We start from the raw sequence: 26,696 nt of genomic DNA on the forward strand, positions 1-26,696 counted from the left end.
ATCTGAAAACCATTGCAAACACTGAGGTCTACACCACATCAGCCGCACTCAGGGCCCCCTTCTCGTTGTGTTCTCAGCTGACCAATCACCTCAATGGACTAGAGGTTCACCCCAGCTGCCGCGTCATCAGCCTTTCCCTCTCTTCTTCAACCAACAAGGGCACCATTCACTCCAACTCAATCACTGCGGCTTATCTCTTCCAAGCTCATCAATCTCCAGGACCAACCAAGCTTGTAGCCATCAGCGTCATTAGCCCTCAGTGTCATCAATAGCTCCTGAAGCAGAGCCAGCGTCGTCTGAGTGTCAAGGGTCATTGGTTGAAAGCTACTAGTTAAAGCACTCCACCTTCAGAAAACCCCACTCTTGGCGTGGTTGCAATCTCCCTAGTTGACACCCTTATTTTAGTGATCACTTTATATCTAATTTCTGCTCATTAGCGCCAGGCACTGAAGGACGATATGGGCAGTTATTAGAGCTAATAAAGAAATAAAAATCCCCTGAAGTTTCAAGGACTTTGGGGGCTTCTCATGGCGTGGTAAATACTCACCCTTCCCGTCATGCCAAATAATTCAAACCGGATCGGCAGATTTGGTCATAAATACTCACATCCCTGATAGCAGGTGTTGATTTCATAGCATTAATCACAAGGAGGAGAAATTCTTTGTGCTGCACAGTTGTACTCGCACAACCAAACGAACTTTGATATCTGCAGAAACTCTGGTTTCAAATGCCTCGTCGGAGGAGATGTTTACTCCTGCTGTTGAGCCATTGTTGATTCTGTAGGCAACTCGACCGAGCACACTATTACCATCTGCAGATCCAATGAAACGATTAGACTGCAATGGTGTCCATAGTTTGTATTAGGCTTTTAGGTCACCAGATGATTGCAAGATCCATCGCATTGTTCACAGTAATCAACCTAATGGGTTCCAGCACTGCACTTGCGGACAATTCAATACCGCCTGAAGTTCTTAGTAGCATTCAGCTGGAATGCAACGCTTCATTTGCTCAGAATACTTACCGTGATATGTCAGCTGAGAACTGCATCGGTTTAGCGGTTGAGAAATACAAGGAGCTAATCCTTGCGAACATCAATGAGATTGCCGAGATTTATGAGGAAGATAATGTTGCCGACCTTGGGATAAACTCTCCTGCTTGGATGGTTAAAGCATTTGAAGATACTGAAGGCTAATGCGTTTCTTTGGTGTGCCTACCTGGATAGCGGTGTTGCTTTCTAGCTGTAGAGTGAGGTATGAAAAACCTAATCCCGTTCCTCGCTCTTCCCCTGCTTGTTGGTGGTTGCGTGAATACAGATACGCAAATCAAGATGAATTGTGCGTTGGGGTTAAGTCAGGAAAGTTTTAACCCTGAAAAGGCGGAGGAATATGCCAAGGAGTTAGAGCGTATTACGGGTCTCAAAGGAACGAACTACGCCGAGGTGTCCGCATTCTGTAAGCAATACAGACAGTTCTGATTCAAGACTATGAAAAGGATTATTCCTGTCTTCTGGGAAAATAAAGGTTGCATCTGGAGGCATCGGCAAAGGTAATGTCTTGCGAAGAGGCTATGCCGTTCATAGGTTTGTATTGCTCGCGTCGCAACTTGGGAACATAGGGCTGGTTGATAGACCGAGACCGTTGCTGGGTTAAGCGGTTCCACAGAGACGAGAAGACGTGGGGCCAGCATCTAAAGGTCTTCTGATGACGGCAGAGGTATGCCTGATGGTGAGTCTGCGTTGCTTAAAATGAGATTCCACCATCGCAAACAAGGTTGGAAACAGATGACTCCTGTGTGTGGCGATGCTGTTGAGCCATAAAAATTTGCATATTCTCAGCATCCTGACCCACACCAACACGAGCATGTGAGTTCGTCGGTGTCCTTAGAGATCGATGCCTATCTCCTAGGAAGGACATAAAAAACCCCGTAAGGCAGATGCCTTGCGGAGTGGGTGATGGGGAAACTGTAGTTTATTTAACTTTGTGAGTTTTATTACCTCTTACTCATCAAATCCTCAGGGGATTGGTTCTGGAAGCGCTTGTTTCTCATCAAATACTCAGCAGAGCGGCTCTGGAAGCGCTTATTTCTCACCAAATACTCAGCGGAGCAACTGCTCAGGCAGGGATGGAAGTAGGCAAAACATAATCGTGCAGTGGGTTTGAGGGTGCCGAGCTGTATCGCATCCCTGGGCACATGATGCCCAGCCCTGCCCCCTCCCAGACGCTTAGAAAGGGTGGTGTGTCCTCGTTGGTGACGCTCAATCTGATTCAGGGAATGCACCCCACCTCTGATGCTTTGCCTGATAAACCGAACTTCTTTGTTCGGTTTTAAGTAGTGACTTGGATGCTTAGCAGGTTTAGATCATAAAAGCCTCGGCAATTTATAGCATGGTTTCTCGTAATGAATTAAAAGAGGATGCTTTTGAGTTGGCATTAGGCATTCTTCAAGTGGCCAGGGATCCTGAGCATGGGATTAAACACAGTAAGCATTTTTCACCAATTTTCAAGTGGGATCTACAAAGGGAATGGCTCAATAGATTTTTAACTCATCCTCAAATTAAGCCTCTTGTTGATGAGCGATTTGGTGTTTCATGGCCATCATTTGATGGTATGCGTGTAATGCCAGTTGGAAGTCTGGGATTCTGCGCGCAGCAGATGTTTGGGCAGCTCGGCATTGATCCACTTCCACCGGTCAATAAAAACCTGAGGAAGGTTGCGAAAACCAATGAAAATGGGGATTATTTAACCCGCAGAATCCGAAGTACTCATGACATCCACCATTTAGTTCTTGGTGTTGATACTTCAGTGGCTGGGGAAGCTGCTGTTCAAGCCTATTACGCTGTTTCACAGCGTCAGCCTGGCGTAGTTGCAGGTCTCTCAGCTTTGATGACTCATAGTTTCATCGAACCCGATGAACATCGCATGATCTGGGAAGCCATCAGCTTTGGTGCTCAAGTAGGTCTTGCTGGAGTCTTCTTGGAAGGGTGCCGTTGGGAAGAAGGATGGGAGCGACCGTTGGCAGAATGGAGGTCTGAGCTTGGTCTTTCTCGTTTGCTGGAGAAATCTCCTTTTCAGGATGAAATACATCGGTGGGAGACTCTTCCTTCCTGACATCTTATTATTTCATGCATTAACAGATAAAGCCCTGATTAATCTGAATTGTGCAGCGAGCTCATTGCAGTTGAGTCATCTACAGGGGGGCTCTGTTTGACCTATTCCCGGGTGGTCGTCATTGGCCTTTTCAGAATGAAGTGATATCGGTATGACCGATTGAAGATAAGACCGAGACCATTGCTAACCATTGCCTAGTGCTTCACTGGAGATAGCTGAAGCCATAAAAAACCCCGTAAGGCAGATGCCCTGCGGAGTGAGTAGGTGATGGGGCACTTATCAATCTCTGTGCTTTTTGCAGGTAAGTGATGACTAGTCCCAGACAATCTCTTTCCAGATGTTTCTAGGTCTGGCTGTGGCTGGCTGTGGCCATCCCATAAAAAAGAACGGGGGTATTCACAACCGACCGTTCTAAGCAGGATGCTTCCCATCACCCGACCCACACCAATACAAGCGTGTGAGTGCGTTGGTGTCCTTAGAGATACATACTCATCATTTAAAAAGAACAGACCTCCCCTCCGTTGTTTTCAGCAAGCATCAAGCATCGCTCGTCTTCAGTTTGGCTACTCCAGATGTGTTTGACCTTGGGCGCGCTCCTTTAGGACAACTGTTTGACGCAATCACTCAACAGCCAAAAGGCAAGTAATCGTCAAGCGTTCAAGCAGAAACGCTGTGCTGGTCTAGCCTCGTGTATTCAAATCTCTGCCCTGCTTGTTGCCGTTTGACCGACACTCAAACAATCGTCAAACAAGTTAGGCAGTCGCCAAACCCAGTCATAGTCTTCGATGTCCGCTGATAAAGCACCCTCAACCCACTTTCAGGACATCATCAGCACGCTGAATCGCTTTTGGGGTGAACAGGGCTGTGTGTTGTTGCAGCCCTATGACACTGAAAAGGGTGCTGGAACCATGAGCCCTCATACGGTGCTTCGGGCGATAGGACCTGAGCCGTGGGCTGTTGCTTATCCAGAACCTTGCCGTCGCCCCACCGATGGTCGTTATGGCGATAACCCCAATCGGGCGCAGCACTACTTTCAGTACCAAGTGCTGATTAAGCCCTCTCCCGATGGCATTCAGGAAACTTATCTTGCATCCCTTGCGGCCTTAGGAATTTGCGCTGCGGATCATGACATTCGTTTTGTGGAGGACAACTGGGAGTCCCCAACGCTTGGTGCCTGGGGTGTGGGTTGGGAGGTGTGGTTGGACGGCATGGAGGTCACCCAGTTCACCTACTTCCAGCAATGTGGCGGTATCGACTGCAAGCCCGTCTCAATTGAGATCACTTATGGCTTAGAGCGCTTAGCGATGTACCTACAGGATGTGGAAAGCATCTGGGATTTGAGCTGGAACGAAGAACGTAGCTATGGGGATATTTGGCTCCCCTTCGAGAAGGGCCAATGTCAATTTAATTTTGAAGCATCCAATCCTGATCGACTTAAACAGCTCTTTGCTATTTATGAGGCAGAAGCCGCTGATCTGATTGAACAAAACTTGCCAGCGCCTGCTCTCGACTTTGTCCTGAAGTGTAGTCATACGTTCAATCTGTTGGAAGCTCGTGGCGTAATTTCGGTGACAGAACGTACCGCTACGATTGGACGGATTCGTAATCTTGCGCGAAAAGTGGCTGAGGCTTGGCTGGCAGAACGGGAGGCTCTGGGATTCCCTTTGCTGCAGCCAATAGCGGCCGCGGCGGGGGATCATTGACCTTGCTGTGCATGCATCAATCAAGCAGTATTGATTCATGATTTGAGATTATTTTTAAAATCCTATCTGTTGAATTGATTGAGTTGATACACATCTGTCAGTGATTGTTTTTCAACTCGCTCTGACCTGATGACAGTGAACTTGCTGAAAGAATGCACTTGAGGGCATCGCTACTCTCCTTTGTCTTTTAGGGGAATGCTTTAACCAGCTTGATGGCTCAGCGTTGATGAACGTTGCTCTTTGGCTGGTTCTATTGATGCTTGCCACTCAGCTCGGGGCGGCCTTTTCCCAGGGGATTCATCACTGGATTGTGGTGTTGCTTGGTCTTGCTGCGGCTGTTCTAGTGATCTGCCACCGGTATGCGCTTCCAGGCTGGAAGCTGATTCTTTTTGTTGTCGTGCTGTGTGGCTTGTTTCTGCGCTCGTCTACGGGGCAAGAGGCCATACCCCCTACATCACTGGATCCGCTTCAGCTTGTGCCAAGCGGCTCCGATCAGAAGCCGCTGGTGATTGAGGGACGTGCCCTCGCTGATGCACATGTGCGTAGAGGGCGCTGCCAAGCCCTGCTGCAGGTGAATCATCTTGGTGGCAAGGTTCGCGATGGACGCACCGAACTGGTAGCGGACCCCTGCTTTCAGATGTTGCGCAAAGGCTCGTTGCTAAGGGCTCAGGGTCAGCTCGTGACTCCTGCAGTCGCAACCCATCCCCTGCTTCCCAATCCGGCTAAACGTTTGGCGGCTCGCGGATGTTGGACCCAATTCCGTACCAAGCAAGTGGAGCTGATTCATCAAGCACACACTCCTCTGGCTGATGCGCGTCGTCAGATCGCTGCTCGATTTCAAGATTCAGCAGGAGAGCATTCAGGTGGACTACTGGCGGCGTTGGTGCTTGGGGGTGCCCAAGTTGAGCTCAATTCGGAGCTCCGAGAGGCCTTTCGTGTGGCGGGTTTATCCCATGTATTAGCAGCATCTGGATTTCACCTTTCGGTGTTGTTGGGAACCACGCTTGCACTGACGCGCAGGGTTGACATGCTCTTGCGATTGGCGGCTGGAGTGGGCGCCATGGCTGTTTTCCTTGCACTGGCGGGTGTGCAGCCATCGGTTGTTCGCGCTGTGTTGATGGGAGCTACCTCTCTCCTGATCCGAGAACGGGGCTCTCGAGCTCAACCCTTGGGCGTGTTGCTCACCACATTGGTTTTGATGCTGTTGGTGCACCCTTCCTGGGCAAGTTCTATTGGTTTTCAGCTCAGTGCCTCTGCGACAGCTGGTTTAGTGCTCAGTTCGCAGCCACTAGAGCAGTGGCTCCTCCAGTTGTGTCCTCAGCGTTGGATGCGAGTTATGGCCCCTGCCTTATCGGTGCCAGTGGCGGCGCTGCTCTGGACCCTTCCTCTGCAAATCCTGCATTTCGGATCTGTGCCTTTGTATGCGCTGGTTAGCAACCTGATCGCTGCACCATTGCTGGCACCGCTCACCCTTTCGGCCATGACCCTGGCGCTGTTGACCTTGCTGCTGCCAACTGCGATTACTGCGCTGGTGATGCCGGTGTTGGTTGCGCCGGTGCAGCAGTTGGCGTTGTTGTTGATCGCTTTGGTGCATTGGATCAGTTCTTGGCCCCATGCCCAGATGCTCACGGGACATCCGCAGCCTTGGGTGGTGCTGGTCGTTGTGCTGGCGCTTCTTCCTTGGGCCTTGCCGTCTCTGCATCGTTGGCGATGGAGAGCTTTCCCTCTTTTGCTCTGCGCCACGCTGGTGCAAGCCAGTGTTCAGCTCAGCGATGAGCTTGTCATGGTGCGGCAGTGGGGGAGACAGTGGCTACTGGCCCGTCACCAGGGGCGGGCTGCTCTGATAAGCAGTCACGGGGATTTGCTCAGTTGCCAGTTGGCTCAGCAACTTGGGCATGGTTATGGACACCCTCGCTTGGACTGGGTGGTGGTGATGGATCCAGTGGCGAGTGATCACAGCCGTTGTTGGACTGAATTAGCGCATACCGTTAGGGCTGAGCATCAGGGGCAGCCTCCTTTGCTGCCAGGTCAACGTCTTCAAAGCCCTGGTTTGATGCTTCGCCCACTTGGAGGCCAAGATCGGCGTTGGTATTTGCGCGTGAGTGGTCAATCCCATCGCCTCAGGCAATCAAGCGGTGGAGCCTTAAGATGGGATAACGCTGGATAAGCGTTTGGAGAGGTGGCAGAGCCCGGTTGAATGCGCACGACTCGAAATCGTGTAGGGGTAACACCCTCGTGGGTTCGAATCCCACCCTCTCCGTTTTAAGTAGGTCTTGAAAAGTCTTCTGATGTCCCCAACCCGTTGTGGTTAGGCACTTTTTGAGTGCTTGGTGGTCCTTGGTGTGCTTGCAAACACCAGGGTGTCCAGTAAAAGTGTTTGGTGACTCCTGAAATGTCTCTCACTGACTGAGAAGTTCGTGCTCAGACTTCAGGCAACAAAAGACAGAAAAAGAGATGTGGTGAATTGTTGTATGTCGTCGTCGGACCCGATAAGCAGAGGTGTGGAACGTCGTTTATCGGCATCACTCGACTCCCTTCTAAAAGTCCCAAAAACTGGGGCGATTGGGTTGAGGTTTGAATCTCCCCTGGCGTCTGGGATGGTCAGGGTAATGATGCAGACCTTGATTGATGACCTTAAATATTACTTGCTAATAGAGCGGTTATCCACAATTTTAATCATATGTGCTTCCTTGTCATTGCAATAATCTTCCACACATTTGCGAATAGTGTCGCCTAGTTTTAGGTTTTCAGTGTAACAAAGTAATTTTAATCGTTGATATGACTCGTCTGGTAAATCGACGGAGATACGCTTGCTCGCCATGGAAATGCCGAATCAAGGCGGCCGTAAAAACATTCCTCACTGTAATGTGAAGAGGGACATAAAAGTGGGGAATCCTGTCAGATCCTTGAACCCTCACAAATAAAGGGGTATGCGTTTGTGCATGCAGCCGAGCACAGTATCTGTCTTGCCAGCCGTTAGGGCTTAATAGGGCGATTGAGGGATAGTTGTTTGAGCGGATTTACATGAAAGTTCATGAGCTGAAATTGGCGCTACTAGCTTGATAAGATCTGGATACACAAATGTTCGTCTTTGCTCGAAAGATCCAGCAAAGTCTCAAGGACTTCTTTTTTTTTTATGTCCGTTGAGTACCGAAAAAGCCAAATAAAAGAACTTGGCATCGGTGCTTTCTATTGCGTGGATTATCAAGACCTTACTGAAATGCGCTGGGTCCGTAACTCTTTCCAAACTTGGGAAGATGTCATCGCAATCATGGAGTCACTCCCGTATGGTTGTGACCACGAAGGAGAGCAGGTTCCTCTCTTTGACAATTTTCGAATCACTCCCGAATCCTACCTTTCTGAGCTCGGTCAGAAGTATGACGAGACAGAAGAAAAGTATGTGAATGATTCCACCACGAATCGTCAGTACATACTTGACGAGAGATACGAAAATCTTGCTGAGAAGATCACTGGTCAGCAGTCACTTGCTCGCAAGATCAAAGAACCTCTGGACGAATATGAGTCACGCATTCGTGAGCACACAGAGGAGGAGGAAAGCAAATGGTTGCTCCCTTCCGAAGAGAGCAACACTCCTTACCAGAATCTCCAAAAGAAACTTGTAAAGGATTATCGAGCAAGCAATCCAGCACCCAGTCCATTCCTCCAGGGAAATGGAACCTTCCGTGAGGAAATGGATGGTGCTGAGAGACTGAAGAAGCAGCTGTTAGAAGCACAATTCCTTGAGCTTGAACCACTCCCACGCACTCTCGAGTGCCTGGTTGATGATTGGTCTTAGGGGGGCTGGAGAGCCCTCTGAAGCAACTCACCCCCTTACGAGGAAACAGGGGTTTCGGGACACCCTTCTGCTGCCAGGTTTAGTAAGCAGGTATTGGCCCTGCACCTTATGGGAGATGGATGGTTGATGAGCTCTGAAAGCCGCTGAACCCTTCAGTTTCAGAGGGATGAGAAAGTATGGGCAAAGGGCTTAAGGGCTTTTGTTGATATGGCTCGACCATTTAAGGGTTTGTATTTGAGATTGACAGGAGCCCCTCTTTTCTTCTCGTTTGTCACCTATACCCCTCAGTCAAAGGAGCAAATGATTGCTTGTGGTGACCTTCTTCAAGGAGAAGAGTTCTTGAGTCAGGTTGTTTGTGATTTCCTATTGTTTGTCTCAGAAGGCATTCTTGGCCGATCTTTAACGCCTGATTTCCCAATTTCTTACGATGATGTCATTATTGTTTGCTCTCGTCAGCGTGGAGATGGTGTTCAGCATGAATACCTGATTCAGATTATCGATCGCAGTTGGACCCATGAAGGTCAGCTGCTACTTCTCAGTGACTTGGCTCTGGTTTTGTCGAATCCGCTTTGGGATGGCGCAATGTTAAGGCGTGATTGATGGCTATGAATTGCGGATAGCAGGGTGTTTTATGCCAGTAGTTCTTATGGGATTTAGTTTTTATCTGATAGAAATAATTGCATAAAATAAAAGCATCAATGCGGTGAATCCTCCAAGCCAGTATTTTGCGACGATGAGCAGGTGCTTTTTCAAATTGATTGCTTGTGTGGGCTGTTTAAAATGTTTGTTTGGTAAGTTTTTCGACCGACTAAGAATGAAACAAGAGAACTAGCCCCTGGCTGACTTGATGGAATTCACGCTCTTCCCGGCTTAAATCCAGCCCAATCTCTAAACCTTCCTTTAAAGCGATTTCAAATGGTGGCGTGGAAGGCGGAGACGCGTCGATCGATAACGCTGCGATTCCAATCGCAGTGGCATGCCACCGAAAGCGACCTGTTTCTCCGATCGTTGGCTCTTGGAGAGCTTCCTCGAGAAGGGCGCTGATGGACGTGTCGGTGGAAGTCATGCCCCAGCTTCGGAATTCTTGCTCTTGGCCGCAATTGGCTGAGAGACTTCTTGACCTGTTTCTGTCAGCAAATGCTGTTATCTGCTGATCCGGCGGCTGCGCGCACGCGGGCCGAGCTCAGCAGTTCGTGCTGTGCCGTTGCGGTGACTGGCCCTTTTACTCTTTTGGTTGTGCCCTGTTGCGGTTCAGTAGATTGAGACTCAAGGGACACTGGATGCATGTCAGTCTGCGTCGGACGTCATTTCAGGCTGGTGGATCCACTCTGAGACGGCGCGCGACGAAGCGGCATCTCGAGTTGTTGTCAGCTCCTCCCTCGGTGCTCACGTCAGTGGCATTGGTACGAAAGCAAAGCCGGTTGGGACGCTCGCTGAAGCGAAGCGGTGATATTGCCTTCTCCTTGCTGGCCTTAGGCCTTGGATCGCCTGCTTTTCTCTTAATTGCCGCCTTGGTGAGCCTGAGTTCGCCCGGCCCCGTGTTCTATGTCCAGAAACGGGTTGGTCGTCGATATCGTCATTTTGGTTGCATCAAATTCCGCACGATGCGCGCAGATGCCGACGCTGTTCTGCAGCGCGTGTTGGCTGAGTCACCTGAAATGCGTGCTGAGTTTGAGCGTGATTTCAAGCTCCGTCAGGACCCTCGCATTACCCCGATTGGCCGTTTTTTAAGGCGTTCGAGCCTCGATGAACTCCCTCAGTTCCTGAACGTCCTCCTTGGTGAGATGAGCGTTGTAGGACCACGTCCCATCGTGGATAAGGAAATCGAGCGCTATGGCCCCTTCATGGATGAGGTTTTGGCCGTTCGGCCTGGTTTAACCGGGTTGTGGCAGGTGAGTGGTCGCAACAATCTCAGCTATCCCAAACGGGTGAGGCTGGATTTGGCTTATTCGCGAGGTCGCTCTTTCCTTCTCGATTTGGCGATCATCCTGCGTACTTTTGGAGTGCTACTCCTGCCCATGGATCGTGGTGCCTACTGAACGAACGAGCACCCAGCGGCAACTAGCAACCAAGCACCTTCCAGCCTGAGGCCAAGGTTCAACATTTTGCGCACACCTGAGGCCGTCGCCTTCCCGGATTGGCGGGAAAGCAGCGGTTTGTTGATCCAAGTGTTGCCGTAGCGATTGAACCCACCCATTTGCACATCGGCGCAGTGGGCAAAAATTGATTCTGAAAGTCCTGCATTTGGAGAGGGATCTGGTGTCCCATCCGCTGCGGCGGCAAGCACGGTTGTTCGCCATTGGGTCCAGCTCAAGCTCACGAGTGGAAGCGTGATCAGGACCAATCTGCAGGGCAGCCAGGTCAGAAGATCGTCGAGCCGCGCTCCAGCAGTACCGAGCCAGCGCAGTCGTCCATGCTTGTAACCAAGCATCGAATCGAGGGTGCTGCTTGCTTTGAACGCCCATGCCAAGGCCAGGGGGCCTGGACCTTGGCTGAATCCCGCTTTCCAAAGGCCGGCTCCGATTAGCATCCAAAACAAGGGGGCAAACAGCCCATCCACTGCGTTTTCACTGGCTGTTTCTGCGCTGGCTCTGAGGATGTCGTCTTGATCCAATTGGCTCACATCCCTGCCCACAATCCAACTCAGGCAATCCCTTGCAGATGGGAGATCGGGCAGGGCCTGAATGACGGCCAGCACGCTGTCGCGAAGGCTGCGTGCTGCGAGGGCGCTCGCTAAGCCAATTACGACTAAAAGTACCGCCAACGGATGGGGCAACGGAGACTGCGGCAAAATCAGCCGCTCGAGCAGCCAGCCCGTTCCGCCGCTGCCCAACACCAAAACGAGTGTGATCAGGCCACCACCTGCCCGCAATCGAAAGGGCAGGTCTCCTGCCCAGGCTTCGATCCAGTGTCGGAGTCCAGTGATAACGCGACCCATGGCCACCACTGGATGGGGGCACCAGCGGGGATCGCCGACCAGCAGGTCAAGGCCTGCGGCGGCGATCACCAGCAGAACGGGATCGCTCAGGCCGCCTTGAGCCAGCTGAACATCGAACGCAGCCCCTTGCCGACTTTCTCGATCGGATGCTCGGCATCACGAGCGCGAACTTTATTCATTTCAGGTTTACCGGCTGCGCATTCCGCCACGAAGTTCTTGGCAAAGGTTCCGTCTTGGATGTCGGAGAGGATCCTCTTCATCTCCGCTTTGGTGTCTGCGGTGATCAGACGAGGGCCACTCACGTAGTCCCCGTATTCCGCCGTATTGGAGATGGAGTCGCGCATGGAGGACAGACCGCCCTTCACCATCAAGTCAACGATCAACTTGACTTCGTGCAGGCACTCGAAATAAGCGAGCTCAGGCTGATAACCGGCTTCCACCAGGGTTTCGAAGCCAGCTTTGACCAACTCCGAGAGACCGCCGCATAGAACAGCTTGTTCCCCAAATAGATCGGTTTCGGTTTCTTCCTTGAAGTTGGTTTCAAGGATGCCTGCGCGCGTGCCGCCGATGCCTTTCGCGTAGGCCATGGCAAGCCCGCGTGCGTTTCCGGAAGCGTCCTGTTCGATCGCGAATAGCGCTGGAACCCCCTGACCGTTCTGGTACTCCCAGCGCACGGTGTGTCCGGGGCCTTTCGGAGCGATCATCAATACGTCTACATCGGCAGGTGGCTTGATGAGCTCAAAGCGAATGTTGAAGCCGTGAGCGAAACTTAAAACCTTGCCGGCGCTGAGGTGTGGGGCGATCTCTTTCTCGTAGACCTCTTTCTGAAATTCATCGGGCAGCAGCACCATGATCCAGTCGGCCTTAGCGGATGCATCCGCCACGCTCAGCACTTCCAGGCCGTCGGCTTTGGCTTTCTCGGCTGAACGGCTGCCGGCATAAAGACCAACAACCACATTCACGCCGCTGTCTTTGAGGTTCAGGGCATGGGCATGTCCCTGAGATCCATATCCGATGATGGCTACCGTCTTGCCGCTCAGAAGCGAGAGATCGGCGTCTGAGTCGTAAAAAAGCTGAGCCATCCGGTCGGAACCTGCTGGAGACAATACTGAAGTTTACGGATGGGCCGGATTGACCCTCAAGCTTCGTTGGGGTGGGAAATCACCCGATCGATCAAGCCGTAATCCTTGGCTTCTGCCGCACTCAAGAAATAATCCCGGTCGGTGTCCTTCTCGATTTTTTCAAAACTCTGCCCCGTCATGTCGGCCATCGAGCGGTTAAGCATTTCCTTCATCCGCAGGATTTCCCTGGCTTCGATTTCGATATCGCTCGCCTGCCGTTGCGCCGTACCTCCGAGAGGCTGGTGAATCATGATTCGGCTGTGGGGAAGAGCCAAGCGCTTGCCTTTCGTGCCTGCCGTCAACAAGAAGGCACCCATCGATGCAGCTAGTCCTACGCAGATCGTGACAACGTCACTCTTCACGTACTGCATGGTGTCGTAGATCGCTAAACCAGCGGTTACGGATCCACCTGGGGAATTGATATACAGGTAGATGGGCTTGCTGCTGTCTTCGGAATCGAGATACAGCATCTGGGCGACGAGGCTGTTAGCAACTCCGTCATTCACGTCTTGGCCAAGGAACAAAATCCTCTCGACTCCAAGGCGGGTGTAGATATCGACCCAGCGCTCCATTTGGCTGCCGGGGAGGCGATAGGGAACGCTGGGGGTACCGATCGGCATGGGTCTTCAGATGGGTTGAAGGAGATAAAAAATGGTCTGGTTAAACACCCACGGCTGGTTCAAGAGCTTTGGTGTTTTCAACTACAAGCGCAGTTGGTATGTGGATGCGTGATTAGCCCACTGCAGCCGGCAGGTCCTTGCGACTATCCAAGACCCGATCAATCAGGCCGTAGGTCACCGCTTCTTGAGGGGTGAGATAACTCATCCTGTCTGAATCAGCAGAGAGTTCTTCCACGCTGCGACCGGTGTTGGTCGAGAGGATTTCGAGCATGGCCCGCTTGTTGTGCAGCACCTCTTTGGCGCGGATCTGAATGTCTGTGGCTTGGCCGCGCGCTCCGCTGCGGGGTTGATGCAACACGATGGAGGCATGGGGTAGGGCCGCTCTTTGACCCTTGGTGCCAGCGGAAAGAATCACGGCAGCTGTTCCCATCGCCTGCCCAATGCAAATCGTGTGGACAGGTGGCTTCACGTAGCGAAGCGTGTCGCAGATGGCAAAGGCTTCTGTCTCGAAGCCAATCGACTCTCCCGAATACCAACTCGTACCCGTTGAGTTGATATAGAAGTAAATCGGTTTGTCTGGGTTGTCGAACTCCAAAAAGAGGAGCTGGGCAATGATCAGTTCAGTTACGTCAAGGCCCATCTGACGCTTGGCATCTCCGTCTGAAAACAGCGGCAGGCCCAGATACACGATCCGCTCTTTGAGCATCAAAGAGGGAAGGTCAGGTGGGGGTGTGCGCATCACGCCTGAGTCGCCGTAATAAGGCGCTGATGTGGTCATTCCGCTAAGCATCCCTGTCGTAGAGCGAGCCTAGCGGGGTTAAGTGGATGGTTGCTCCTCAGTGCTGTCAGTCCGTGCAGCCTTGCTCTTGCTGCCCTTGCTGCTGCGGTTGCTCTTTGCGCCGTTTTTGTCACGTCGTGCAAACACCATGCGCCCTGTTGGGGTCTGCAGAGCACCGGTCACCACAACGGGCTGACGGGATCCGATCAAGCTCCGGCCCTCCTCAACGACCACCATCGTCCCGTCTTCGAGATAGCCCACTCCCTGACTGTCTTCTTTGCCTTCGCGCACGATTTTGAGCAACAGCTCATCACCAGGCTGAACCTCAGGGCGCAGGGCGATCACCAATTCGCTCAGATTCATCACTTTGATTTCTTTCACTTCGGCGACCTGGGCCAGGTTGAAGTCGGCTGTCACGAGCGTGCCGCCCGTGTCGCCTGCGAGGAGAAGCAGACGATCGTCTGTCCCCGTGCCTTCGTAACGGGTGCTGTTGATTACCAGTCGACGTCCGTATGTGTCGCGTAGATCGCGCAGAAGTTTGAGACCACGTCGCCCCTTGGCTCGCTTCTCCAAGTTGGTGGAGTCGGCCAATTGCTGCATCTCGTCGATCACGGTTTGAGCAACGATCGCCTGACCTTCCAGCAAACCGCAGGCCAACATGCCGCGGATTCGCCCATCGATGATCACGCTGGTGTCGAGGATCTTTGGGGTCGCAGGGGTGAGAACACCATCTGCGACCAGCAAGGCTTCCGTGCTTGTTGGGTTAAACAGGCGCAGGAGAGTGCGTCCATGAACCTCAGCGAGGTTGTACCCCAGAACCCCAAAAAACACATTGCTGAGAACCGCAGCCAAGGGTTTGACCAGCGTCACGCCACCGGCAAGTGGGAGCAGCAGAATGGGCGCCAGCAATAAGTTGGCGACTAACAAACCAAGGATCAATCCCACCGATCGACTGATCAATAAATCGGTGGGCATCGTGCGCACCTGCTGCATCAGTTGCAGCCGCAGCCGCTTAAAAACGAGGCCTGCTACGAGGCCTATGGCGGTGCCAAGGCCTGTGAGCGCGAGGCGAACCTGTTGGACATCAGTGACATCGTCCAGCATCTCTTGCGGAAGGAGATGAACTCCCATCCAGCCGGTTGCTCCACCGGAGATCAGAAATAGGACCAGGATGAGAACTTCAACCATGGCAATCAGTCGTGGCCGTTCACTCCGTATGCAGGCAGCATGCACCATCTTCCGTCGCTCTGCCTGCGCAGATGACCGCATCTGCACCTCGCAGCGCCTATTTACATATTCCTTTTTGCCATCGGCGTTGTTTTTACTGCGACTTCGCTGTGGTTCCTCTCGGTGATCGGGCTAATCCATTTGGAGGGTCTGGTAGTGGCTCAATCGAGGCCTACCTGGATCTGCTCAGCGCAGAGATCAACCTGTCTCCCCAAGGCCCTGCACTGGCCACCGTGTATGTCGGGGGTGGGACGCCATCGTTGTTGAGGCCCGATCAAATTGCAGCACTGCTGCAGCAGCTCAAAGGTCGATACGGCTTCCAGGACGGTGCCGAAATCACTCTCGAAATGGACCCTGCCACGTTTGAGAGACGTGATCTTCTCGCCCTGATCGCTGCAGGCGTCACCCGCGTGAGTTTGGGAGGTCAAAGTTTTGACGATGTCAGGCTCGCGGCCCTGGGGCGTCGACATCGCAGGCAGGATTTGCTGGAGGCCTGCCATTGGCTCCAAGAGTCTTTGCAGGTTGGTGAACTCCAGAGCTGGAGTTTGGATCTGATTCGAAACCTTCCAGACCAAGGAAATCTGGAATGGGAGGCTCAGCTGGAGCAGGCCGTCGCTGTTCAAGCTCCCCATGTGTCGATTTACGACCTAAGCGTGGAGCCAGGCACTGTGTTTGCTTGGCGTGAGAAGCGAGGCGAGCTGGCTCTCCCTGAGGAAGATGCGGCCGCCGACCGCATCGCCTTCACCACCCACAGGCTCCGACGGGCCGGTTACAGCCGCTATGAAATCTCAAATTTCGCCAGGCCAGGCCATGCCTCCAGGCATAACCGCGTGTACTGGAGTGGTGTGGGCTGGTGGGCCTTTGGCCTGGGTGCGACCAGTGCTCCCTGGGGGGAGCGGATGGCTCGGCCTCGTACCCGTGAGGCCTATGCCTCCTGGTTGAAGGAACAGAGTCAGAAACTAGATTCCAGCTTGCTTCAAGGGTCAGCGGGAAGCTTGGCTTTGGATGATCGGTTGATCGTGGGGCTGCGCTGCCATGAAGGCGTAGATCTATGGGATCTTGCGAGACGCTGCGGATGGAGCGAACAGCGCTGCAGCCGTGATCTATCCGCCCTGGAGGCGCGCTGGCAACCCTTTTTGGAAAGGGGTCTCCTAGAACGCTTTGGCTGTCGCTGGCGCCTCAGTGATCCCGAGGGGATGGCCGTTAGCAATCAGGTGCTGGTGGAGGTGGTGGAGTGGTGGGAGTTGCTCTCTGATCCCGTTGCTCCTTAAGCCAGCTTTTGAGAGCGTTAATGCTGAGTTCACGGCCTTGCATCCGGGCCGGAGTGAAGGGCGGTTGGCTTGGCGTTAAGCCCAGCAGGTCGGCGGTGACGCTGACCTGTCCATCGCAATCGGGTCCGGCGCCGATGCCGATCACCGGGATGGACAACGTGCGTCTCAACCGACCGGCGAGTTCGCTGGGGACATGCTCCACAACAAGGGAGAAACAACCGGCGTCCTGTAGAGCTTGTGCTTGGCGATGCAGTTTGTCCTGGCTACGCGGATCGATGCCTTGACGCCGGTAGCCGAGTCGGTGCACGGCCTGAGGGGTGAGTCCGAGATGGCCCATCACTGGAATACCCATGCGGACGAGGCGATCCACAACAGCAACGATCTCTGGCTCTCCACCTTCAAGCTTGATGGCAGCAGCATCCGACTCTTTGAGAATGGTGCCTGCAGCGGCGACGGCGCGATCGAGGCCGCACTGATAACTCAGGAACGGTAGATCGCAGACCACTAGTGGTTGCTGCGCGAGAGGTTTGCTCATTCCACGGCATACAGCCTGGGTGTGATGGAGCATGTGTTCAAGCGTGACCGGAAGGGTGGTCGCATGGCCAAGAACCACCATCGCGAGTGAATCACCCACTAAGACGACGTCGGCACCGGCTTCTTCCACCAGGGCAGCACTGAGGGCATCCCAGGCTGTGAGCATCGTGATGGCTCTGCCGGATTGCTTGAAGCGAATCAATTCAGCTGGGCGCATCCGCCCTTCCGCCATCAAAGTGGTTCATTGCTAGCATTAATTCGATTCGGATCCATGCGGTCCAGACGCCCAAACCTGGTCAGAACCGGAAGGGAGCAGCCACACGGGATGCTCTGGGCAGGCGTGGACTCCGGGTCACCAACTTTTAATTGTCGTTTTGGCGTTGTTGACGCTGCCTGAGGAAATCAGGAATTCGAGCACCACTTTCTGGAGCGATGTTGGTGTTGGAACTGGGTTCGAACGCTGAAACGGCGGGCCTAGTGGTGATTCGCTCTGAGCGATAGGGATTTCCGTCTGTAAATCCAGTGGCAATCACGGTTACGTGAATTTCTCCCTCAAGTCGCTCATCCACCACAGCGCCAACAATGATGTTGGCTTCAGGATCCACTACGTCGTAAATCACCTCTGATGCGGTGGTCATGTCCTCCAGGGTCATGTCCCGGCCGCCACTGATGTTGATCACGCATCCGCTGGCACCATCGATACGAGCTGCTTCGAGCAAGGGGCTGTTGATGGCGGTTTGGGCGGCTTCAACCGCTCGTGATCGGCCTGAACCCACACCGATACCCAGCAGTGCAGTACCGGCTTCGGTCATGACGGAGCGCACGTCAGCGAAGTCAACGTTGACGAGGCCTGGGAGCGTAATGATGTCGCTGATTCCCTTCACTCCCATGCGCAGAACGTCGTCGGCACTGCGGAAGGCTTCCTGCAAAGGTGCTCCAGCGATGGCATCCCGTAGTCGATCGTTGGGAATGACGATCAAGGTGTCAACGTGCTCTGCCAGACGTTCAATGCCTTCATCGGCCTGCCGCATCCTGCGGCGACCTTCAAAACTGAATGGTTTGGTGACGATGCCAACTGTGAGGGCCCCACTTTCTTTGGCAACCTCTGCAACGACAGGAGCTGCACCGGTACCGGTGCCACCACCCATACCCGCTGCGATGAAGACCAGATCTGCGCCTTGCAGGGCCTGTTGGAGATCAGCTCGCGACTCTTCTGCAGCTTTTTGGCCAATGCTGGGGTTGCCGCCAGCTCCAAGCCCGCGTGTAAGTGTTTGGCCTAACTGAACCCGATTGTCAGCAGCTGATTGAATCAGCGCCTGTGCATCGGTGTTTAAAACGCGGTAAGCAACCCCTTCGAGGTCACTCAAAATCATACGATTAACTGCGTTGCTGCCACCCCCACCAACACCAATCACTTCGATGCGGGCCGATTGGCTAGGCGAGATGCCCTCTGGATTCATGGATGAGGACATTTCACTGCTCACAATCTCCATTATGTGGGCTTTAACAGCTGTAATCGGTTGCATTATGGAGCTGTGAGCGGCTTTTGCCGACAAAAGTGATACAGGAACTTGATTGTCACGATCATTTTTGCCGCGGGAGCATCAAGAATCGCTGGGTTTTCCAGGGGGTGCTGGATTGGGCTTAGGCCGTAATTTCAGTTCAGGTTGGCTTGGATCACTGAGATCTAGGCCTTCGCTAGATGTGCCGCGAAGGTTGGGAGGGAGGCTTTGATTGAGTTGCGCAATGGTTATGAATTGCTGATCTAAAAGGGCGTCATTGGCACCGAGATAGACAAGGCCAAGCGTTTCAATGCGCAAACTGACGCCACCAGCGGGTTCCACCTGAATTGTTTTTAATGGCCGACCCAGCAGGTCTCGTTGTTGAAGAATGCGGGCAATAACGAAGCGGCGATTGGAAATCCAGCCTTCTACTTTGACCGAGCTCGCTGGCTTCTCGCCCTGCTTGGCCATGTCCATCGGCATCCAATGAGCCTCGCTGTCCACCATGCCCCGCTCGATTCCCTTGGGGCCCATCCGCGTGGCAGCCGCGACAGGGCGTCGTTCAACGAGTTGGATGTCGAGGCCTGGAGGGAGAAGGTGCCGCTGAACGGAAACCTCCTGCACAGGAAGCTCCTGCATCAATTTGGTCTCGATTGCACCAGGCTCAAGGCTCAACAGGGATTGGGGAAAGGAAAGGCCTGCAGCCTTCACCACCACGGTTTCGTCCATCCGCTCGCTTCCGCTGATCTGAATTTGTGATGGTGATCGCAGGCTCCAACCCAGGGTCAGCAACAACCAGCTCAATCCAGTGGCCGTGAGGAGAAAAAAAACAAGCCTCCACAATTGGATCAAGCGCTCTTGCCTGCGCTCTTGCCGTAGCCTTCGACGCCGCTCAACACCGGGAGGCAGCGGGCCTTGGCTTTTGCGTTTGCCGAGCTTACGGCCTTTCTTGCTGGAAGCTTCCGGGCTCACAAGTCGCAGCGTGCACGAGACATGAGCTGGTCCATCCAACGGCGGGCGCGATCAGCATCGGCAAAGGGCACATCGAGCTGACGGCCATTCCCAATCAACCTGAGACGGCATCGACCTTGAGATTCACTGGCCAGTGGAGCCTCCCCTGATGCCAAGGCCATAAGTTCGACCAATTCAAGGTCCTTGATCACAAAGTGCCCCTCCTCTTGAAATGACCCAGCACTGAAGCTGCTCCAGCGCAGTTTCCCTTCCTTAAGAAGTGCTGCGCCGCAGCCATCGAGTTTTGCTAACTCAGACTCTTCGCTCCAGGCTCGGAACAGATTTTGACGACGGCGTTCGAGCCACCCCAGTGCTACGAGCAGCACAAAGGCGACGAGGAGTGGAAGCCAGAGCAGACCTTCAATCATCGCTTGTCTCGATGTTGATTCATTCTCGCGCTGTGTGGACCAGCTGGGCCACTAGGTCGGGTAAAGCGACACCACTGGCCTCCCAAAGCATGGGATACATACTTTGGGAGGTGAATCCAGGCAGGGTATTGATCTCGTTCAGCCAGATGTCACCGCTTTTCTCATCGTAAAAAACATCAACCCGTGCCAAGCCATAGGCGTGAACAGCTGTGCAGGCTTGCAGGGCAATCGCCTGAATCTGAGCGCTCACCTGGTCGGGAAGTGGTGCTGGAATCAGCGTTTGGCTGCAGCCGTCGGTGTATTTGGTCTCGTAGTCGTACCAATCGGCCTCAAAACTGATTTCGCCCACAACGGAAGCCTTCAGCTGTTGCCGTCCAAGTACGGCGCATTCCAACTCGCGTGCGCTAACACCATGCTCCACAACGAGGCGGGTGTCATGGCGCGCTGCTTCTTTCAGGCCAGCAAGCAGTTGGTCTCGGTGACGCGCTTTGCTGATCCCAACCGATGAGCCCATATTGGCGGGTTTGACAAAACATGGATAGCCCAATTCCGCTTCGATCCTGGCGACCAGCTTGTTTTGGCGTTCAGGGTGATTGAGGTCTGCAACGTTCAGCCCCACGTAGGGAACCTGAGGTAAACCTGCGGCGGCAAAAGCAGCTTTCATGGCCAGCTTGTCCATCCCTACTGCTGAACCGAGCACGCCGGAGCCCACATAAGGCTGCCCCATCAGCGTGAACAACCCTTGCACTGTTCCGTCCTCTCCGTTAGGGCCATGAAGCACGGGGAACCAAACATCCACCCGGTCGTTGTCGATCGGCAGGGAACGAAAGCCTGCGGGCGGTAGGGGATGGGGAAGGCTGTCCTCTGCAAGCGGCTGCTTTTGCTCGAGCACGCTGTTGGCAATGTGCTCAGGCCACCAACGCCCCTCCTGATCGATGTAGAGCGGAACAACCTCGAAGTGGTCTCGATTTTGCCCTTCTTGAAGGGCATTGATCACCGTGATGGCCGAGCGAATCGATACGGCATGCTCTCCGGATGCTCCTCCGAACACCACGCCAATGCGAACGGGAGAAGAGGGCATGGTGCAGCCGTTCATTCAATAAGCGAACCCGAAAGGTATCAGTTGATCACCGGTGTGCCAGTAAGGGAGAAGGAGCGAACTTGATCGATTCGAACATCGACTAGATCTCCCGCACGATGCGTGATGCCTTGAGGGGATTCAGCAGAGAAGAAGGTCAGCCTGTTGGTGCGCGTCCGCCCCATGAGCTGGCTTGGATCTTTGGGATTCATTCCCTCTGCAAGCACTTGCTCAATCCGACCGGCATAGCGAGCGTTCCGTTCTTTTGCCGTGGATTCAACTAGAGCATTGATCTCTTGAAGGCGTGCCACTTTGACCTCTTCAGAGAGCTGATTGTTCCAGTCCGCAGCAGGGGTGTTGGGCCTTGGCGAATAGGCAGCTGTGTTCACTTGGTCAAAGCCAATTTCTTCAATCAACGCCAGGGTGCGTCTGTATTGCGCATCGGTTTCTCCGGGGAAGGCCACGATCACATCAGCACTGATGGCTGCATCGGGCATTCGCTTGCGAATGCGATCAATGATGCGGCGGTAACGCTCAACGGTGTATCCGCGGGCCATCGCTTTTAAAAGCTCGTTATCACCGCTTTGGAAAGGGATATGGAAGTGTTCGCATACTTTTGGAAGGTCGGCGCAGGCATCAATCAGGCGCTCGGTGAAATATCTCGGGTGACTCGTGGCAAAACGCAGGCGTTCGATGCCCTCCACGTCATGCACTTGGTGAAGGAGATCCGTGAGGGTGTGCTGGCGTCGGCCCTCGGCGGTGATGCCTGGTAGATCACGGCCATAGGCATCGATGTTTTGGCCGAGCAGGGTGATCTCTTTAAAACCACGCGCTGCTAAGCCTTCCATTTCCAAAAGGATGGACTCCGGCAGCCGGGATTGTTCTTTGCCACGAACCGAGGGCACCACGCAATACGTGCAACGCTCGTTACAGCCGTAGATCACATTCACCCAAGCGCAGGTGCTGCTGTCACGCCTGGCGGTGGTGAGGTCTTCGAGGATGTGATGGTCTTCAGTCGCGACCACCTGTTGTCCAGCTTGGACTTGTGTGAGCAGGGTCTCGAGGCGATTGGCGTGCTGGGGTCCCATGACCAAATCCAGCTCTGGCACCCGGCGGAGTAGGGATTCTCCCTCTTGTTGCGCGACGCAGCCTGCCACCACCAAGGTGAGATTTGGATTGGTTCGCTTGCGGATGGCCTGGCGACCCAAATAGCTGTACACCTTTTGTTCGGCGTTGTCGCGAATGGTGCAGGTGTTGTAGAGAACGAGATCGGCATCCAGTTCGGCGTTGGCTTCCTGGTAGCCCATGGTTTCAAGGATTCCCGCCATCCGCTCGGAATCGGCCTTGTTCATCTGGCAGCCAAACGTGGTGATCCAGTAGCTACCGCGCTGCCCCTCGTCCAGAGTGGAGGATGCAGGGTTGGTCTTGGCAAGACTGGGGCTGACGGGACTGGAGAGAGCCAAAGCGGTGGCGATCCTGGAGACCGACGATGGTGAAATCTTCTTTTAGTGTGAGCCACCGCCAGCTTGTGCAAGCTTGGGGATTGGCGTATTAGGGCGATGGGCTGGTCTCTTCGGCGCTTTTCTCTCACCAAAGCGGTGCCGCTTGCCATCAGCCGCGGTACCACCGCCAAGGTGGAACATCTCGAGCTCACCTTCAGCCGGGATGGTTGCATCGGCCGCGGCGAAACGGGAGGGTTTGATACGGGGCATCGTGCCTTCAGTACCGACCACTTGGCCTCGGAGCTCGAGGCGTTGATGCCAAAACTGGTCGATGTTGACCCTGCTGATCGCCAGCGACTCGCCCCTTTGCTGCAGCCGCTAACGCCTCCGGCCCGTTGTGCCGTGGACCTAGCCCTTTGGGATTGGTGGGGGCAACGGTTGGGACAGCCGGTCTGGCGCCTGTTTGGCCTCGATGGCAGTCGGTCTGTTGCCACCAGCGTGACCTTGGGGCTCGGTTCAGTCGATGCGGTTGTCAGCCGTCTTCATCGTTGGTGGCATCAGCTACCGGCAACGCGCATCAAACTCAAACTTGGCGGTGCTGATGGCTGCGATCACGATCGGACCCTGTTGGGGGCGGTTGCTCAGGCTCTGCAGGAGCGCGCGCAACAGCAGCAGCAAACGATGGAGCTTCAAGTGGATGCCAACGGTGGCTGGAGTCTCGATGAGGCAAAGGCGATGCAGGAGGCACTGCATCAGGCAGGAGTGGTGTTGCTGGAGCAGCCCATGGCGGCAGTGCTCGATCCTGAGCGAGATACGGCTGCCTTTGCGGCGCTCAAGCCCTATTGCGCCATGCCCCTTGTGGCCGACGAGAGCTGTTGGGATCTGCAGGATTTGTTGCGTCTTGCCCCTCACGTCGATGGGGTGAATCTCAAGTTGCTGAAAAGTGGAGGGCTCAGTGAGGCTTGGCTGATGGCTCAGGTAGCTCAGCGGTTGGAGCTGGATCTGATGATTGGCTGCTATTCCGACAGCCTCTTGCTCAATGGGGCGGCCGCCCAGCTGCTTCCCTTGATCCGTTGGCCTGATCTCGACAGCCATCTCAATCTTGTGGATGACCCCTATCAGGGGCTTGACTTGGAAGGAGATCAAATGCGAGCACCAGCTGCGGCTGGGCTGGGCATTACCCGCGCGTAATCGCGATCACAAACAGCGCTCTTTTGTGTTGTCGCTGCAAAGTCTTGCTAAACGCGTGGAGAAGAGTTGGCTGAGTTGTTCTGGTTCGCTCAGGTGGTCATCGCAATGAAATTGGAGTGAACAACCACTGTCCTGAGGGGTTTGAACAGATGCCTTTGCTGCTGCTGCAGCACGGTGGTCTCACGTCCCTCTCAGGTAAGACAGGACTTGCACTGTTGCGTCATCGACGGGGGCCGATTGCCGCTGTCATTGATCCTGATCATGCCCAGGGCTCCCTGGCTGAGATCACAGGGATTGATCGTTCTGTGCCAATCGTGCGCGATCTGGCTGCGGCTATGACTCATCGTCCTGCAGTCGCCGTGGTGGGCTTGGCTCCTTCCGGTGGAGTTCTGCCCGACCCGCTGAGAAGGGATGCTTTGGCCGCGCTGCAGGCCGGGTTACACCTGGCCAGTGGCTTGCATACGCAGTTGGGAGAAGATCCCGAATTCAAGGCTGCCTGTCATGCCGGGCAATGGATCTGGGATTTACGTCGGGAGCCCCCCACCGTGCAGGTGGGTCAGGCTCGTGCTGCTGCACTTTCCTGCAAGCGCGTTTTAGCGGTGGGGACCGATATGGCTGTAGGAAAGATGAGTGCCTGTTTGGCGCTGCAAGCGGCAGCAGAACGGCACAAGCTGGTATGTCGGTTTGTGGGAACCGGTCAGGCTGGAATTTTGATCAGCGGTCGGGGCGTTCCTTTGGATGCGGTGCGGGTGGACTACGCCGCTGGTGCGGTGGAAGTGGCTGTATTAAAAGCGGGTACAGGGTTGTCAGAGCAGGATTTGTTGGTGGTGGAAGGGCAAGGGTCGCTTTGTCACCCAGGCTCGAGTGCCACGCTTCCCTTGATGCGTGGCAGTCAACCAACGGCGTTGCTGATGGTGCATCGGGCAGGTCAGTCCACGATCGGGCGACTGCCGCAGATACCGCTGCCCCCGTTGAAGGAGTGCATCAGTCTCTGTGAGTCGCTTGCAGCGATTGCGCGTCCGCGAGGCGCAGGGCCTCCTCCGAAAGTCCAAGCCCTTGCTCTTAACACAGGGGAGTTGTCGGCCGAGGAAGCGCAGAGATCCATCCGTTCTTGTGAAGATGCCTTAGGCCTGCCGTGCGACGACCCCATCCGTAATCAGGCAGACGGCCTACTCAAGGTCTTCCTTAATCGTTGAGGGCGGATGAGGGGATTCGAACCCCCGGATGGCGGCACCACAAGCCGCTGCCTTAACCACTTGGCGACACCCGCCGTGTCAGGTAAGAATCTACCAATTCATCCAACTTCATCAGGAGACGCTCATCGTTCCTTTCCGCAAGCCATCTGCCAACGCATTGGCCGCTGTTCTGGCATTCGCCGTCTCTGGTGTAGCACTCGCCTTCGCCAATCCCTCCTCTGAGGACTTCAAGAGCTATGCGGGCGGCCAACTCGTCTCCGTAATCAGTGACGAGTTATGTGAGGGTGGATTGCCGATGGTGTTGCAGCTTTGGGTCAAAGATTGCCCGCGCTTGATCCGCGATCAGGAGCCAGCGTTGGCGGAGCTCGCTGGTCAATTCAGCCGTCGTCTCAACCTTGGCTTGGCCAGCATTTACACCACAGAGCTGGGTGGACAGGACTTACTCCCCACCTTGCGACTTCCTGAGTATTCGGTCACGACCCTCGGAATCGCCGGCCAATTTGTCATCCTTCAATCCAAGAGTGACGCTGGCAAGATCGAATGATTCCTCGTGTTGGAGATGGCACTCTCAGTGCCTGGATTCCAAGGGGACTGGTCGAGCTGGGCGATGAACGCGTTGGCACTCCAGCGCCGATTACACGCGCTGATGGCCTTTGTGCCTTGCAGGTCTCCTGGCGTGAAGGACGGATTGTGCAAGTCCAGCCTCTCGATGAGGGGGCAGCGGAACCGGAAGGGATGTTGCTTCCCCGTTTGCTGGAACCGCATGCACATCTAGATAAGGCGTTTAGCTGGAGCCGCTATCCCAACCTCAGTGGTACTTATGCCGGAGCGATGGCGGCCAACTTCAGGGAACATCAGACCCGAACCCTTGAGGTGGTTCAAGAGCGCTTTGAGCGCGCCATGCAATTGGTATGGCGCCATGGTCTGCGCGCTGTGCGCACCCATATCGACAGCCTTGGGCCTGGGGCCCAGTGCAGCTGGGACGCCATTCTTGATGGAGCCTTCCGTTGGCAAGGCCTTGTCACGGTTCAGCCAGTTGCCCTGGTTCCTGTTGAGCATTGGGGCACCTCAGAAGGGGAACAGCTGGCGGCTCGGGTGGCAGCGTCCGGTGGCTTGCTCGGCGGAGTGATCTCCCCGCCCTGCTCTGGGCGTGCGCCCCGCCAGGCGTTGAAACACCTTTTGGCGTTGGCCGACCGGCATGGATGTGGGGTGGATTTGCACATCGACGAAGCCAGCTCTGAGCCTGCTGCCGGCTTGTTTCAGCTGTTGCGCGTTCTCAAGCGGATGCCCGTTTCAGTGCCGATCACCTGCAGCCATGCCAGCAGCCTGTCGCTCCTTAGAGCATCTGCGTTGCAGCGGCTTGCTGAACGGATGGCGCTTTACAACATTCGAGTGGTGGCTCTCCCTCTGACCAATGGTTGGCTTTTAGGTCGGCAAGATTTCGGTACTCCTCTGCGGCGACCCTTGGCTCCGATTCGTCAGTTGCAGCGTGCTGGGGTGTGCGTGGCCGTCGGCGGTGACAACGTGCAGGATCCATGGTTCCCAGCTGGCAACTTTGACCCTTTGGCTTTGATTGCAGCGAGCTTGGCTCAAGCCCAGCTGGCTCCCTGGGAGCGCTTGGGTCTTTCGCCCTTCACAACGGCGGCCGCGCGATTGATGGAGATGGAGTGGGACGGGGTGATCCGGGCTGGTGCACCGGCTGATGCGATGCAGCTTTCCGTTCACAGCTGGGCGGAAGCCTTGGCGGCACCTCCGGAGCGTCGATTGTTGGTGCGTGGGGTGTGGCTGCAGGATTCAACCTGAGGATCACCAC

Annotated in this window: 27 protein-coding genes, 2 tRNA genes and 1 other RNA gene; 16 read left to right on the plus strand and 14 right to left on the minus strand. The window is 54.6% G+C overall.

Annotated features, from left to right (window positions below):
- Positions 1-176: 176 nt before the first annotated feature.
- Complete coding sequence (locus SYNC_RS14540) at positions 177-314, minus strand: hypothetical protein (RefSeq protein WP_011618657.1); 138 nt, start codon at positions 312-314, stop codon at positions 177-179.
- 608 nt (positions 315-922) lie between these two features.
- On the opposite strand from SYNC_RS14540, the gene SYNC_RS03425 reads away from it, so the two are divergent.
- The 9 genes from SYNC_RS03425 (at position 923) to SYNC_RS03460 (ending at position 9,206) form a co-directional block, all read left to right on the plus strand.
- The gene (locus tag SYNC_RS03425) at positions 923-1,192 is read left to right on the plus strand and encodes a hypothetical protein (protein WP_148201827.1); all 270 of its coding nucleotides are present in this window, start codon (positions 923-925) and stop codon (positions 1,190-1,192) included.
- A 60-nt stretch (positions 1,193-1,252) separates the two neighbouring features.
- Positions 1,253-1,474 (plus strand): hypothetical protein, encoded by a 222-nt coding sequence (locus tag SYNC_RS03430; protein WP_011618659.1) that lies wholly within the window; start codon positions 1,253-1,255, stop codon positions 1,472-1,474.
- A gap of 146 nt (positions 1,475-1,620) precedes the next feature.
- Positions 1,621-1,701, plus strand: a complete 81-nt coding sequence (locus tag SYNC_RS14960) for a hypothetical protein (RefSeq protein ID WP_237699302.1) — start codon at positions 1,621-1,623, stop codon at positions 1,699-1,701.
- A 683-nt stretch (positions 1,702-2,384) separates the two neighbouring features.
- The gene (locus SYNC_RS13530; protein ID WP_011618661.1) at positions 2,385-3,107 is read left to right on the plus strand and encodes a Coq4 family protein; all 723 of its coding nucleotides are present in this window, start codon (positions 2,385-2,387) and stop codon (positions 3,105-3,107) included.
- A gap of 785 nt (positions 3,108-3,892) precedes the next feature.
- Complete coding sequence (glyQ, locus tag SYNC_RS03440) at positions 3,893-4,810, plus strand: glycine--tRNA ligase subunit alpha (protein ID WP_011618662.1); 918 nt, start codon at positions 3,893-3,895, stop codon at positions 4,808-4,810.
- Between the two features lie 226 nt (positions 4,811-5,036).
- Complete coding sequence (locus SYNC_RS03445; protein ID WP_011618663.1) at positions 5,037-6,977, plus strand: ComEC/Rec2 family competence protein; 1,941 nt, start codon at positions 5,037-5,039, stop codon at positions 6,975-6,977.
- A gap of 6 nt (positions 6,978-6,983) precedes the next feature.
- Positions 6,984-7,070, plus strand: a tRNA-Ser gene (locus SYNC_RS03450).
- An 831-nt stretch (positions 7,071-7,901) separates the two neighbouring features.
- Positions 7,902-8,606, plus strand: coding sequence for a hypothetical protein (locus SYNC_RS03455; protein ID WP_011618664.1), 705 nt, complete (start codon positions 7,902-7,904; stop codon positions 8,604-8,606).
- Between the two features lie 207 nt (positions 8,607-8,813).
- Complete coding sequence (locus tag SYNC_RS03460) at positions 8,814-9,206, plus strand: hypothetical protein (RefSeq protein WP_041426379.1); 393 nt, start codon at positions 8,814-8,816, stop codon at positions 9,204-9,206.
- Between the two features lie 208 nt (positions 9,207-9,414).
- Here the strand turns inward: SYNC_RS03460 and SYNC_RS03465 are convergent, their stop codons facing one another.
- Entirely contained in the window at positions 9,415-9,672 is a 258-nt protein-coding gene (locus SYNC_RS03465) for a hypothetical protein (RefSeq protein ID WP_011618666.1), read from the minus strand.
- A gap of 214 nt (positions 9,673-9,886) precedes the next feature.
- Here SYNC_RS03465 and SYNC_RS03470 point away from each other — a divergent pair, with 214 nt between their 5' ends.
- Positions 9,887-10,645, plus strand: coding sequence for a sugar transferase (locus SYNC_RS03470; protein WP_041426380.1), 759 nt, complete (start codon positions 9,887-9,889; stop codon positions 10,643-10,645).
- On the opposite strand, the gene cbiB is transcribed toward SYNC_RS03470, so the two are convergent.
- The 5 genes from cbiB to SYNC_RS03495 form a co-directional block, all read right to left on the minus strand.
- Complete coding sequence (gene cbiB, locus SYNC_RS03475) at positions 10,639-11,613, minus strand: adenosylcobinamide-phosphate synthase CbiB (protein WP_011618668.1); 975 nt, start codon at positions 11,611-11,613, stop codon at positions 10,639-10,641. The two genes, SYNC_RS03470 and cbiB, sit on opposite strands and share 7 nt — an antisense overlap.
- Before the next feature lie 17 nt (positions 11,614-11,630).
- Positions 11,631-12,626 (minus strand): ketol-acid reductoisomerase, encoded by a 996-nt coding sequence (gene ilvC, locus SYNC_RS03480; protein WP_011618669.1) that lies wholly within the window; start codon positions 12,624-12,626, stop codon positions 11,631-11,633.
- Between the two features lie 56 nt (positions 12,627-12,682).
- Positions 12,683-13,285, minus strand: a complete 603-nt coding sequence (locus tag SYNC_RS03485; protein WP_011618670.1) for an ATP-dependent Clp protease proteolytic subunit — start codon at positions 13,283-13,285, stop codon at positions 12,683-12,685.
- A 112-nt stretch (positions 13,286-13,397) separates the two neighbouring features.
- Positions 13,398-14,063 (minus strand): ATP-dependent Clp protease proteolytic subunit, encoded by a 666-nt coding sequence (locus SYNC_RS03490; RefSeq protein WP_041426381.1) that lies wholly within the window; start codon positions 14,061-14,063, stop codon positions 13,398-13,400.
- A 39-nt stretch (positions 14,064-14,102) separates the two neighbouring features.
- The gene (locus SYNC_RS03495; RefSeq protein WP_011618672.1) at positions 14,103-15,251 is read right to left on the minus strand and encodes a PIN/TRAM domain-containing protein; all 1,149 of its coding nucleotides are present in this window, start codon (positions 15,249-15,251) and stop codon (positions 14,103-14,105) included.
- A gap of 71 nt (positions 15,252-15,322) precedes the next feature.
- Between SYNC_RS03495 and hemW the strand changes: the two genes are divergently transcribed.
- Positions 15,323-16,561 (plus strand): radical SAM family heme chaperone HemW, encoded by a 1,239-nt coding sequence (hemW, locus tag SYNC_RS03500; protein ID WP_011618673.1) that lies wholly within the window; start codon positions 15,323-15,325, stop codon positions 16,559-16,561.
- Here the strand turns inward: hemW and panB are convergent.
- Complete coding sequence (panB, locus tag SYNC_RS03505; protein ID WP_041426382.1) at positions 16,494-17,312, minus strand: 3-methyl-2-oxobutanoate hydroxymethyltransferase; 819 nt, start codon at positions 17,310-17,312, stop codon at positions 16,494-16,496. The two genes, hemW and panB, sit on opposite strands and share 68 nt — an antisense overlap.
- A gap of 43 nt (positions 17,313-17,355) precedes the next feature.
- Between panB and ffs the strand changes: the two genes are divergently transcribed.
- Positions 17,356-17,452: signal recognition particle sRNA small type (gene ffs / locus SYNC_RS13710), an RNA gene on the plus strand.
- Between the two features lie 5 nt (positions 17,453-17,457).
- Here ffs and ftsZ read toward each other — a convergent pair.
- The 5 genes from ftsZ to miaB all read right to left on the minus strand — a co-directional run bounded on the left by ftsZ (position 17,458) and on the right by miaB (position 22,457).
- The gene (gene ftsZ / locus SYNC_RS03510) at positions 17,458-18,621 is read right to left on the minus strand and encodes a cell division protein FtsZ (RefSeq protein ID WP_041426383.1); all 1,164 of its coding nucleotides are present in this window, start codon (positions 18,619-18,621) and stop codon (positions 17,458-17,460) included.
- 78 nt (positions 18,622-18,699) lie between these two features.
- Entirely contained in the window at positions 18,700-19,569 is an 870-nt protein-coding gene (locus tag SYNC_RS03515) for a cell division protein FtsQ/DivIB (protein WP_011618676.1), read from the minus strand.
- On the minus strand, positions 19,566-19,976 hold the full coding sequence (locus SYNC_RS03520; RefSeq protein ID WP_011618677.1) for a hypothetical protein: 411 nt from the start codon (positions 19,974-19,976) through the stop codon (positions 19,566-19,568). Before SYNC_RS03520 ends, SYNC_RS03515 begins: the two co-directional genes overlap by 4 nt.
- Positions 19,977-19,995: 19 nt before the next feature.
- Positions 19,996-21,057 (minus strand): D-alanine--D-alanine ligase family protein, encoded by a 1,062-nt coding sequence (locus tag SYNC_RS03525; protein ID WP_011618678.1) that lies wholly within the window; start codon positions 21,055-21,057, stop codon positions 19,996-19,998.
- A gap of 38 nt (positions 21,058-21,095) precedes the next feature.
- On the minus strand, positions 21,096-22,457 hold the full coding sequence (gene miaB, locus SYNC_RS03530; protein ID WP_041426901.1) for a tRNA (N6-isopentenyl adenosine(37)-C2)-methylthiotransferase MiaB: 1,362 nt from the start codon (positions 22,455-22,457) through the stop codon (positions 21,096-21,098).
- Positions 22,458-22,613: 156 nt separating this feature from the next.
- Here miaB and SYNC_RS03535 point away from each other — a divergent pair, with 156 nt between their 5' ends.
- Entirely contained in the window at positions 22,614-23,687 is a 1,074-nt protein-coding gene (locus SYNC_RS03535) for an enolase C-terminal domain-like protein (RefSeq protein ID WP_041426384.1), read from the plus strand.
- 149 nt (positions 23,688-23,836) lie between these two features.
- Complete coding sequence (locus SYNC_RS03540) at positions 23,837-24,883, plus strand: DUF1611 domain-containing protein (protein WP_011618681.1); 1,047 nt, start codon at positions 23,837-23,839, stop codon at positions 24,881-24,883.
- A 1-nt stretch (position 24,884) separates the two neighbouring features.
- Here SYNC_RS03540 and SYNC_RS03545 read toward each other — a convergent pair.
- Positions 24,885-24,957: transfer RNA gene (locus SYNC_RS03545), tRNA-His, on the minus strand.
- An 83-nt stretch (positions 24,958-25,040) separates the two neighbouring features.
- Here SYNC_RS03545 and SYNC_RS03550 point away from each other — a divergent pair.
- The gene (locus SYNC_RS03550; protein WP_049750319.1) at positions 25,041-25,427 is read left to right on the plus strand and encodes a DUF4359 domain-containing protein; all 387 of its coding nucleotides are present in this window, start codon (positions 25,041-25,043) and stop codon (positions 25,425-25,427) included.
- Entirely contained in the window at positions 25,424-26,686 is a 1,263-nt protein-coding gene (locus SYNC_RS03555; protein ID WP_011618683.1) for an amidohydrolase family protein, read from the plus strand. Before SYNC_RS03550 ends, SYNC_RS03555 begins: the two co-directional genes overlap by 4 nt.
- Positions 26,687-26,696: the final 10 nt, after the last annotated feature.

Source organism: Synechococcus sp. CC9311 (assembly GCF_000014585.1).
Taxonomy (GTDB): domain Bacteria; phylum Cyanobacteriota; class Cyanobacteriia; order PCC-6307; family Cyanobiaceae; genus Synechococcus_C.

Excerpts from the sequence above, each read along its gene's own strand:
- SYNC_RS13530 (WP_011618661.1), top strand. The coding sequence starts at position 2,385 with ATGGTTTCTCGTAATGAATTAAAAGAGGATGCTTTTGAGTTGGCATTA.
- SYNC_RS03465 (WP_011618666.1), bottom strand. The coding sequence starts at position 9,672 with ATGACTTCCACCGACACGTCCATCAGCGCCCTTCTCGAGGAAGCTCTC.
- panB (WP_041426382.1), bottom strand. The coding sequence starts at position 17,312 with ATGCGCCCAGCTGAATTGATTCGCTTCAAGCAATCCGGCAGAGCCATC.
- SYNC_RS03430 (WP_011618659.1), top strand. The coding sequence starts at position 1,253 with ATGAAAAACCTAATCCCGTTCCTCGCTCTTCCCCTGCTTGTTGGTGGT.
- SYNC_RS03425 (WP_148201827.1), top strand. The coding sequence starts at position 923 with ATGGGTTCCAGCACTGCACTTGCGGACAATTCAATACCGCCTGAAGTT.
- SYNC_RS03535 (WP_041426384.1), top strand. The coding sequence starts at position 22,614 with ATGGGCTGGTCTCTTCGGCGCTTTTCTCTCACCAAAGCGGTGCCGCTT.
- SYNC_RS03525 (WP_011618678.1), bottom strand. The coding sequence starts at position 21,057 with ATGCCCTCTTCTCCCGTTCGCATTGGCGTGGTGTTCGGAGGAGCATCC.
- SYNC_RS03520 (WP_011618677.1), bottom strand. The coding sequence starts at position 19,976 with ATGATTGAAGGTCTGCTCTGGCTTCCACTCCTCGTCGCCTTTGTGCTG.
- SYNC_RS03460 (WP_041426379.1), top strand. The coding sequence starts at position 8,814 with ATGGCTCGACCATTTAAGGGTTTGTATTTGAGATTGACAGGAGCCCCT.
- glyQ (WP_011618662.1), top strand. The coding sequence starts at position 3,893 with ATGTCCGCTGATAAAGCACCCTCAACCCACTTTCAGGACATCATCAGC.
- hemW (WP_011618673.1), top strand. The coding sequence starts at position 15,323 with ATGACCGCATCTGCACCTCGCAGCGCCTATTTACATATTCCTTTTTGC.
- SYNC_RS03485 (WP_011618670.1), bottom strand. The coding sequence starts at position 13,285 with ATGCCGATCGGTACCCCCAGCGTTCCCTATCGCCTCCCCGGCAGCCAA.
- ftsZ (WP_041426383.1), bottom strand. The coding sequence starts at position 18,621 with ATGCAACCGATTACAGCTGTTAAAGCCCACATAATGGAGATTGTGAGC.
- SYNC_RS03495 (WP_011618672.1), bottom strand. The coding sequence starts at position 15,251 with ATGGTTGAAGTTCTCATCCTGGTCCTATTTCTGATCTCCGGTGGAGCA.
- SYNC_RS03540 (WP_011618681.1), top strand. The coding sequence starts at position 23,837 with ATGCCTTTGCTGCTGCTGCAGCACGGTGGTCTCACGTCCCTCTCAGGT.
- SYNC_RS03470 (WP_041426380.1), top strand. The coding sequence starts at position 9,887 with ATGCATGTCAGTCTGCGTCGGACGTCATTTCAGGCTGGTGGATCCACT.
- SYNC_RS03555 (WP_011618683.1), top strand. The coding sequence starts at position 25,424 with ATGATTCCTCGTGTTGGAGATGGCACTCTCAGTGCCTGGATTCCAAGG.
- ilvC (WP_011618669.1), bottom strand. The coding sequence starts at position 12,626 with ATGGCTCAGCTTTTTTACGACTCAGACGCCGATCTCTCGCTTCTGAGC.
- SYNC_RS14540 (WP_011618657.1), bottom strand. The coding sequence starts at position 314 with ATGACCCTTGACACTCAGACGACGCTGGCTCTGCTTCAGGAGCTATTG.
- SYNC_RS03445 (WP_011618663.1), top strand. The coding sequence starts at position 5,037 with ATGAACGTTGCTCTTTGGCTGGTTCTATTGATGCTTGCCACTCAGCTC.
- SYNC_RS03490 (WP_041426381.1), bottom strand. The coding sequence starts at position 14,063 with ATGACCACATCAGCGCCTTATTACGGCGACTCAGGCGTGATGCGCACA.